The 7,756-nt window shown below is 73.2% G+C and carries 8 protein-coding genes; 3 read left to right on the forward strand and 5 right to left on the reverse strand.

Features of this window, described 5'->3' with window-relative positions; all coding sequences use genetic code 11:
- Positions 1-151: 151 nt before the first annotated feature.
- The gene (locus tag B7L92_RS14020; RefSeq protein ID WP_255310938.1) at positions 152-838 is read right to left on the reverse strand and encodes a class I SAM-dependent methyltransferase; all 687 of its coding nucleotides are present in this window, start codon (positions 836-838) and stop codon (positions 152-154) included.
- Between the two features lie 163 nt (positions 839-1,001).
- Here B7L92_RS14020 and B7L92_RS14025 point away from each other — a divergent pair, with 163 nt between their 5' ends.
- Positions 1,002-1,277 (forward strand): DUF6343 family protein, encoded by a 276-nt coding sequence (locus B7L92_RS14025; RefSeq protein ID WP_081237736.1) that lies wholly within the window; start codon positions 1,002-1,004, stop codon positions 1,275-1,277.
- Positions 1,278-1,294: 17 nt separating this feature from the next.
- Here the strand turns inward: B7L92_RS14025 and B7L92_RS14030 are convergent, their stop codons facing one another.
- The 4 genes from B7L92_RS14030 to rpsA all read right to left on the reverse strand — a co-directional run bounded on the left by B7L92_RS14030 (position 1,295) and on the right by rpsA (position 5,002).
- Positions 1,295-1,675: a tetratricopeptide repeat protein gene (locus B7L92_RS14030; RefSeq protein ID WP_081237738.1), complete on the reverse strand. Its 381-nt coding sequence runs from the start codon at positions 1,673-1,675 to the stop codon at positions 1,295-1,297.
- A 50-nt stretch (positions 1,676-1,725) separates the two neighbouring features.
- Positions 1,726-2,346, reverse strand: a complete 621-nt coding sequence (gene coaE, locus B7L92_RS14035) for a dephospho-CoA kinase (RefSeq protein ID WP_081237740.1) — start codon at positions 2,344-2,346, stop codon at positions 1,726-1,728.
- Between the two features lie 66 nt (positions 2,347-2,412).
- Positions 2,413-3,351: a PAC2 family protein gene (locus B7L92_RS14040; RefSeq protein WP_081237742.1), complete on the reverse strand. Its 939-nt coding sequence runs from the start codon at positions 3,349-3,351 to the stop codon at positions 2,413-2,415.
- Between the two features lie 157 nt (positions 3,352-3,508).
- On the reverse strand, positions 3,509-5,002 hold the full coding sequence (rpsA, locus tag B7L92_RS14045; protein ID WP_004989441.1) for a 30S ribosomal protein S1: 1,494 nt from the start codon (positions 5,000-5,002) through the stop codon (positions 3,509-3,511).
- Between the two features lie 370 nt (positions 5,003-5,372).
- On the opposite strand from rpsA, the gene B7L92_RS14050 reads away from it, so the two are divergent.
- Positions 5,373-6,203: a class I SAM-dependent methyltransferase gene (locus B7L92_RS14050; protein ID WP_081237743.1), complete on the forward strand. Its 831-nt coding sequence runs from the start codon at positions 5,373-5,375 to the stop codon at positions 6,201-6,203.
- A 4-nt stretch (positions 6,204-6,207) separates the two neighbouring features.
- On the forward strand, positions 6,208-7,756 hold a 1,549-nt coding region (locus B7L92_RS14055), incomplete at its 3' end, for a DEAD/DEAH box helicase (RefSeq protein WP_143626319.1).

Genomic DNA, 7,756 nt, shown 5'->3' on the forward strand with positions numbered 1-7,756 from the left:
CCCCGGGAGCGCGGGCCGGTCGTGACCGGGCGGTGTCCGGGAGGGCCCCGTCCCGCCCGGACACCGCACCCGGTGGTGCCCGCGCGTCACCGTCGTCGGCGGGCCGGCGCCGTGCGCGGGCCTCACCGCCGCCCGGAGGGACACCCCGCCCTCAGCCGTCCGTCACCGGCACCGCCCTCACCCATGTCCGGTCCTCCGTCAGGTACCGGTCCACCTTCAGACCCTCCTCCCCCAGCGCCTCCTCGAACTGCTGCCTCGTCAACGGCCGCGTCCGGAACGTCTGCGTCCAGGTCGCGTCCGGGAACACGTACTCCGCGTGCACCGAGTCGACCCCGTCACCGACCGGCTCCGACGACACGATCCGCACCGTGAAGCCCGCCGGGTCCACCCGCTCGCGCGGCACACGGGTGTGCCAGTCCTCGCCCTCCCGCTGGATCAGCACGCACCCGCCCTTCGCCAGGTGCCGCACACAGGTGCGCAGCATCCCCCGCCGCACCTCGGCGTCCCCCGCGTGCACCAGGAACGACGCGAGCAGCACCACGTCGAACGTCTCGCCCAGGTCGAGCCTCTCCACGGGGCTGCATATCGTCCGCGCCCCGCGCACGCGCTCCAGCATCTCGGCGGACTCGTCCACCGCCGTGACCGTGAAGCCGCGCTCCAGCAGGGCGTGGGTCATCCGCCCGACGCCGCTGCCCAGCTCCAGGATGCGCGCGCCCGCGGGCACCGCCCCGGCGATGACGTCCGGCTCGTCCCCGACGGGCAGCCGCGCGTAGAGTTCCACCGCGCAGCCGTCCGGAGTGATCGCCCCGGGACCCGTCCCCTCGTACCCCTCACGCATTTTCTGCTCCATGCCCGTCCAACGGCCCGGTTCCGCACACCCGTTCCCGTCCGCCGCGGGTTCACCCGATCGTGTTAACCCTCTCGGATCGCGGGAGGTCCGGCGCCCTCATGGGCGCTCCTCGTCCGGGGAACCCGGCACGGAAGGGGGACCGTGGACAGGGGTGATCGTCGTGAGGCGTACGGGCAACGAGCCGGTGACCGCGCGCAGTGCGCTGCGGATGCGGTTCTGGCTGAGCGTCTGGGGCCTGGTCTGGACGGTGTTCGGCACCGCGGCGTTCGCGATCGTGGGGCGCTGGGGCTGGGCCCTCGCCTGCGGGCTGCTGTGGCTGGTCGTCACGGTCGACCTGGTCGTCGTCGTGCGGCACATCCGCCAGGGCGCCCACTACCAGCCGGGCCGCGACGTACCGCCGTACGAGCCGCCGATCGGCCGGCCGTAGCGGCGGCGGGCGGCCGCTCACGTGTCGAAGCGCGCCGCCTCGAGGTACTCCGGGTTCGGATCCAGCGCCGCCGCCAGCCGGAAGTGGCGCCTGGCCGGGCGGGGCCGGTTCTGGCGCTCGTAGGTGCGGGCGAGGGCGAAATGGGCGAAGGCGTTGTCCGGCTCGCGCTCCAGGACGAGGGAGAACTCCAGCTCGGCGGGCCGCAGCTGGGCCGAGGCGAAGAAGGCGCGCGCCCGCAGCAGCCGCGCGGCGGTGTTCTCCGGGTGGACGTCGATGACGCCGTCGAGCAGCTTCACCGCGCCCTGCGGGTCACGGGAGGCGAGCAGTTGCTCGGCGGCACGGAAGTCGATGACATGCGTCTCCGGCGTACGTCCGGTCGAACCACTGGTCTCGGGCACAGCGCAATCCTTCCCTCGTCGGAGGGGTTCAACGCCTCGGGCGGGGATCGCTATTCCTGAGGGGGCCGCCGGGACGCCCGTGCTCGGCGGACGAGGTCGGCCCACACCTCCTTCACGCGCCGCTCCAGCGCCTCCAGGGGCACGTCGTTGTCGATGACGATGTCGGCGATCTCCCGGCGCTGCTCGCGGGTCGCCTGGGCGGCCATGCGCGCGCGGGCGTCCTCCTCGGTCATGCCGCGCCGCCGCACGAGCCGGTCGAGCTGGGTCCCGGGGCTCGCGTCGACGACGATCACGAGGTCGTAGAGGGGGGCGAGGCCGTTCTCGGTGAGGAGGGGGACGTCGTGGACGACGACCGCGTCCTCGGCGACGGCCGCCTCCAGCTCACGGGAGCGGGCGCCCACCAGGGGGTGGACGATCGAGTTCAGGACGGCGAGTCTGTCCGGATCGGCGAAGACGAGGGAGCCCAGCCCGGGCCGGTCCAGGCTGCCGTCCGGAGCGAGCACGTCCGTGCCGAAGGCGTCCACGATCGCCGCGAGACCGGGCGTTCCCGGCTCGACGACCTCACGCGCGATGCGGTCCGCGTCGATCAGCACGGCCCCGCACTCGACGAGCAGCCGGGACACCTCGCTCTTGCCGGCGCCGATCCCGCCGGTCAGGCCAACCTTCAGCATGAGCGGAAGCTTAGGGCCCGGCACCGGCGAGCGCTCCGGCGGACCCCGCCCGGAGGGCGGGGCCCCTCAGCCCTCTCCCTCGCGCTCCGCCAGGAACCGCTCGAACTCGCGCCCGATCTCGTCCGCCGACGGGATCTCCACCGGCTCGGCGAGCATGTTGCCCCGGGTCTCGGCGCCCGCGGCGGCGTCGTACTGGTGCTCCAGGCCCTGGATGAGGGCGGTGAGCTCGTCGTCGCCCTCCCTGACCTGGCGCTCGATCTCGGTCTGGGTGCGGTGGGCCTCGGTGCGCAGGGTGTGGGCGACACCGGGCAGGACCAGTCCGGTCGCGGCCGTGATGGCCTCCAGGACGGTGAGCGCCGCGTCCGGGTACGGGGAGCGGGCGAGGTAGTGCGGGACGTGCCCGGCGACGCCGAGGACGTCGTGTCCGGCCTGCATGAGCCGGTACTCGACGAGTGCCTCGGCGCTGCCGGGGACCTGCGCCTCCTCGAAGGGGCTGCTGTGACCGGGGACGAGGTCGGTGCGGTTGCCGTGCGGGGTGAGACCGACGGGGCGGGTGTGCGGGACGCCCATCGGGATGCCGTGGAAGTTCACCGACAGGCGGACGCCGAGCCGCTCCACGATCTGCCGCACGGCCACGGCGAAGCGCTCCCACTCCACGTCCGGTTCGGGGCCGGAGAGCAGCAGGAAGGGGGCTCCGGTGGTGTCCTGGACGAGGCGCACCTCGAGGGCGGGCACCTCGTAGTCGCTCCAGCGGTCGCGGGTGAAGGTCAGCAGCGGGCGCCGGGCGCGGTAGTCGATCAGCCGGTCGTGGTCGAACCGGGCGACGACCTGGTGGGGCAGCGAGTCGAGCAGCCGGTCGACGATCTGGTCGCCGGTCTCCCCCGCGTCGATGTATCCGTCGAAGTGGTAGAGCATGACAAGTCCGGCCGACTCCTGGGCGAGCGCCATGTCGACGACGGCCAGGCCCTTCGGCTCCCATGCGTACAAACCCTGCGGATCAAGCACAGTTACCGCTCCTCCTCGTGTTCGTACTGCACAACGTGGCGCACGGCACTCGCATTCCCGGTCGGCGGGGAACACGCCGAGGGCCCGCACCCCGGATGGGGTGCGGGCCCTCGGCTCAAGAGCTCGCCTCAGCGGTCACCGCTCGGCGCGCGTGCGATCAGCTCTGGCCGCCGGCCAGCTTCTCGCGCAGCGCGGCCAGCGCCTCGTCCGAGGCCAGCGCGCCGGACTGGTCGCCGCCCTCGGAGGAGTACGAACCGCCACCGGACGCGGCCGGAGCGGCGGCCTCGCCACCCTCGGCAGCGGCCTTCTCGTCCGCCTCGCGGGACTTGATGACCTGCGCCTGGTGCTGCTCGAAGCGGGCCTGCGCCTCGGCGTACTGGCGCTCCCACTCCTCGCGCTGCTTCTCGTAGCCCTCGAGCCAGTCGTTGGTCTCGGGGTCGAAGCCCTCGGGGTAGATGTAGTTGCCCTGGTCGTCGTAGGACGCGGCCATGCCGTACAGGGTCGGGTCGAACTCGACCGCCGTCGGGTCGGCACCGAAGGACTCGTTGGCCTGCTTCAGCGAGAGGCTGATGCGGCGGCGCTCGAGGTCGATGTCGATGACCTTGACGAAGATCTCGTCGTTGACCTGGACGACCTGCTCCGGGATCTCCACGTGGCGCTCGGCCAGCTCGGAGATGTGGACCAGACCCTCGATGCCCTCGTCCACGCGGACGAACGCACCGAACGGAACCAGCTTCGTGACCTTGCCGGGCACGACCTGGCCGATCTGGTGGGTGCGGGCGAACTGCTGCCACGGGTCTTCCTGGGTCGCCTTCAGCGACAGGGAGACGCGCTCGCGGTCCATGTCGACGTCGAGGACCTCGACGGTGACCTCCTGGCCCACCTCGACGACCTCGGACGGGTGGTCGATGTGCTTCCAGGACAGCTCGGAGACGTGGACCAGACCGTCGACGCCACCCAGGTCCACGAAGGCACCGAAGTTGACGATCGAGGAGACGACGCCGGACCGCACCTGGCCCTTCTGGAGGGTGGTGAGGAAGGTCTGGCGGACCTCGGACTGGGTCTGCTCCAGCCAGGCACGACGGGACAGGACCACGTTGTTGCGGTTCTTGTCCAGCTCGATGATCTTGGCCTCGAGCTCCTTGCCCACGTAGGGCTGGAGGTCGCGGACACGGCGCATCTCGACCAGGGAGGCCGGCAGGAAGCCGCGGAGGCCGATGTCGAGGATGAGACCACCCTTGACGACCTCGATGACGGTACCGGTGACGATGCCGTCCTCTTCCTTGATCTTCTCGATGGTGCCCCAGGCACGCTCGTACTGGGCGCGCTTCTTCGAGAGGATCAGGCGGCCTTCCTTGTCCTCCTTCTGGAGGACCAGGGCCTCGATCTCGTCGCCGACGGCGACGACCTCGTTGGGGTCGACGTCGTGCTTGATCGAGAGCTCGCGGCTCGGGATGACACCTTCGGTCTTGTAACCGATGTCGAGCAGGACCTCGTCCCGGTCGACCTTCACGATGACGCCGTCGACGATGTCGCCGTCGTTGAAGTACTTGATCGTCTCGTCGATCGCTGCGAGGAATGCTTCCTCGTTACCGATGTCGTTGACCGCTACCTGCGGGGTGGTGGCGGTGGTCTCGGTGCTGCTCGTCATGTGGGAAAGGGCTCCGGTACGGACATTGAAGTCGTAGGTACTGCTACGCCGGAGCCCGTTTCGCTCTGTAGAAGCCGGACAGCCAAGGAAGCGCCTCACCGGTGACGGTGATGCGCCTCGACAACCGAGGGGACATACAACAGATGCGAGCGCAGCCTGCTACGTCTGAGGTGCGCAGGCCCGCAGCGCAACTTGTAGCATACGGGGGCAGCCGGGCAGGGTCAATGCGCGAAGCCGCCCACCCGGGGCGGATCGCCGCATAACCGGCACAATTCCCCACGCGGCCGAGCCGCGTACCAGGTACGGCCCGGGGCCGCGCAGGTCGTGTCGCGCCCCCACGGCGGCACGCCGGGGACGGGCTGGACGGAAGATTACGACGAGGGAGCCGATCATCCAAGAGCCCGAAGGTCCCGAACCGGAGGCGACCCGGCGGGAGGCCGGTGTCACCGAGAGCTCCCGGGCCAACCGGGGCTGGTGGGACCGCAACGCGGACGAGTACCAGACCGAGCACGGCACGTTCCTCGGCGACGACCGCTTCGTGTGGGGCCCCGAGGGCCTGGACGAGGTGGAGGCCGAGCTGCTCGGCCCGCGGGAGGAGCTGAAGGGGCGGGACGTCCTGGAGCTGGGCGCCGGCGCGGCGCAGTGCTCGCGCTGGCTGGCCGCCCAGGGCGCGCGCCCGGTGGCCCTGGACATCTCGCACCGGCAGTTGCAGCACGCGCTGCGCATCGGCGGGTCGTTCCCCCTGGTGTGCGCCGACGCGATCGCGCTCCCCTTCGCGGACGGCTCCTTCGACCTGGCCTGCTCGGCGTACGGGGCCCTGCCCTTCGTCGCCGATCCGCGGCTGGTACTGCGCGAGGTGCGCCGGGTGCTGCGGCCCGGCGGCCGGCTGGTCTTCTCGGTCACGCACCCGGTCCGCTGGGCGTTCCCGGACGAGCCCGGCCCGGAGGGGCTGAGCGTCTCCGGGTCGTACTTCGACCGCACGCCCTACGTCGAGCAGGACGAGGAGGGCCGCGCGGTGTACGTCGAGCACCACCGCACCCTCGGCGACCGCGTCCGCGACGTCGTCGCCTCCGGTTTCCGCCTGGTGGACCTGGTGGAGCCGGAGTGGCCGGACTGGAACACCTCCGAGTGGGGCGGCTGGTCCCCGCTGCGCGGTGCCCTGCTCCCGGGGACGGCGATCTTCGTGTGCGTACGGGACTGAGCGCGTGATCCGTCAGGACGCCCTGGACGCCCTCCCCGTACGCGACGCCCTGCCCGGGCTGGCCGACGCCCTGGCGACGCACGGCACCGCCGTGCTGGTGGCGCCGCCCGGCACCGGCAAGACGACGCTGGTGCCCCTGGCGCTGGCGGGGCTGCTCGGCGAGGGGCCCGCGCGGCGGGTGGTGGTCGCCGAGCCGCGGCGGATCGCGGCGCGGGCGGCGGCGCGGCGGATGGCGTGGCTGCTCGGCGAGGAGGTGGGCGGGTCCGTCGGCTTCACGGTGCGCGGCGAGCGGGCCGTCGGACGGCACACGCGCGTGGAGGTCGTCACCACCGGTGTGCTCCTCCAGCGGTTGCAGCGCGACCAGGAGCTGACCGGCGTGGACGTGGTGGTGCTCGACGAGTGCCACGAGCGGCACCTGGACGCGGACACCGCGGCGGCGTTCCTGTGGGACGTGCGCGAGGCCCTGCGCCCGGAGCTGCGCCTGGTGGCCGCGTCGGCGACGACGGACGCCGAGGGCTGGGCCCGGCTGCTGGGCGGCGCGCCGGTGGTGGAGGCGCCCGGTGCCGCGTTCCCCGTGGAGGTGGTGTGGGCGCCGCCCGCGCGCCCGGTGCGGCCGCCGCACGGCCTGTGGGTCGATCCGGCGCTGCCGGCGCACGTGGCGTCGGTGGTGCGGCGGGCGCTGGCCGAGCGGGACGGCGACGTGCTGGTGTTCCTGCCGGGGGTGGGCGAGATCGCCCGGGTGGCCGGGCAGCTCACCGGTCTCGGGGACGTCGACGTGCTCCAGGTGCACGGGCGGGCGCCGGCCGCCGTGCAGGACGCGGTGCTGGTGCCCGGCGCGAGGCGCCGGGTGGTGCTGGCGACCTCGGTGGCGGAGTCGTCGCTGACGGTGCCCGGGGTGCGGGTGGTCGTGGACGCGGGGCTCGCCCGGGAGCCCCGGGTCGACCACGCGCGCGGGCTGAGCGCGCTGACGACGGTGCGGGCCTCGCGGGCGGCCGGGCGGCAGCGGGCGGGCCGGGCCGGACGGGAGGCGCCGGGTGCGGTGTACCGCTGCTGGGCGGAGGCGGAGGACGTGCGGCTGCCGCGGTTCCCCTCCCCCGAGATCAAGGTGGCCGACCTGACGGCGTTCGCGCTCCAGGCGGCCTGCTGGGGCGATCCGGACGCCTCCGGGCTGGCCCTGCTGGATCCGCCGCCGGGCGGGGCCATGGCCGCGGCCCGGGACGTTCTGGCGGCGATCGGGGCGGTCGGCCCCGACGGGCGGGCCACACCGCGGGGTGCGCGGCTCGCGCGGCTCGGTCTGCACCCCCGGCTGGGACGTGCGCTGCTGGACGCGGCCCCGGTCGTGGGCGCCGGGCTCGCGGCCGAGGTGGTCGCGCTGATCGGCGAGGAGCCGCCGCGGGAGTACGGGGACGATCTCGCCGGTGCGCTGCGGGCCGCACGGCGCGGCGGCGACGCGTACGCGGGGCGGTGGCGGGCGGAGGTGCGCCGGCTGCGCTCGCTCGCCTCGGAGGCCTCGAAGGTTTCGGAGGGCTCGGAGGGCTCGGAGGGCTCGGAGG

The sequence above is a fragment of the Streptomyces viridosporus genome, from assembly GCF_002078235.1.
GTDB classification, from domain to species: domain Bacteria; phylum Actinomycetota; class Actinomycetes; order Streptomycetales; family Streptomycetaceae; genus Streptomyces; species Streptomyces viridosporus.

Bases quoted from the DNA above. Each gene is read 5' to 3' on its own strand.
- B7L92_RS14020 (WP_255310938.1), bottom strand. From the start codon at position 838: ATGCGTGAGGGGTACGAGGGGACGGGTCCCGGGGCGATCACTCCGGAC.
- coaE (WP_081237740.1), bottom strand. From the start codon at position 2,346: ATGCTGAAGGTTGGCCTGACCGGCGGGATCGGCGCCGGCAAGAGCGAG.
- rpsA (WP_004989441.1), bottom strand. From the start codon at position 5,002: ATGACGAGCAGCACCGAGACCACCGCCACCACCCCGCAGGTAGCGGTC.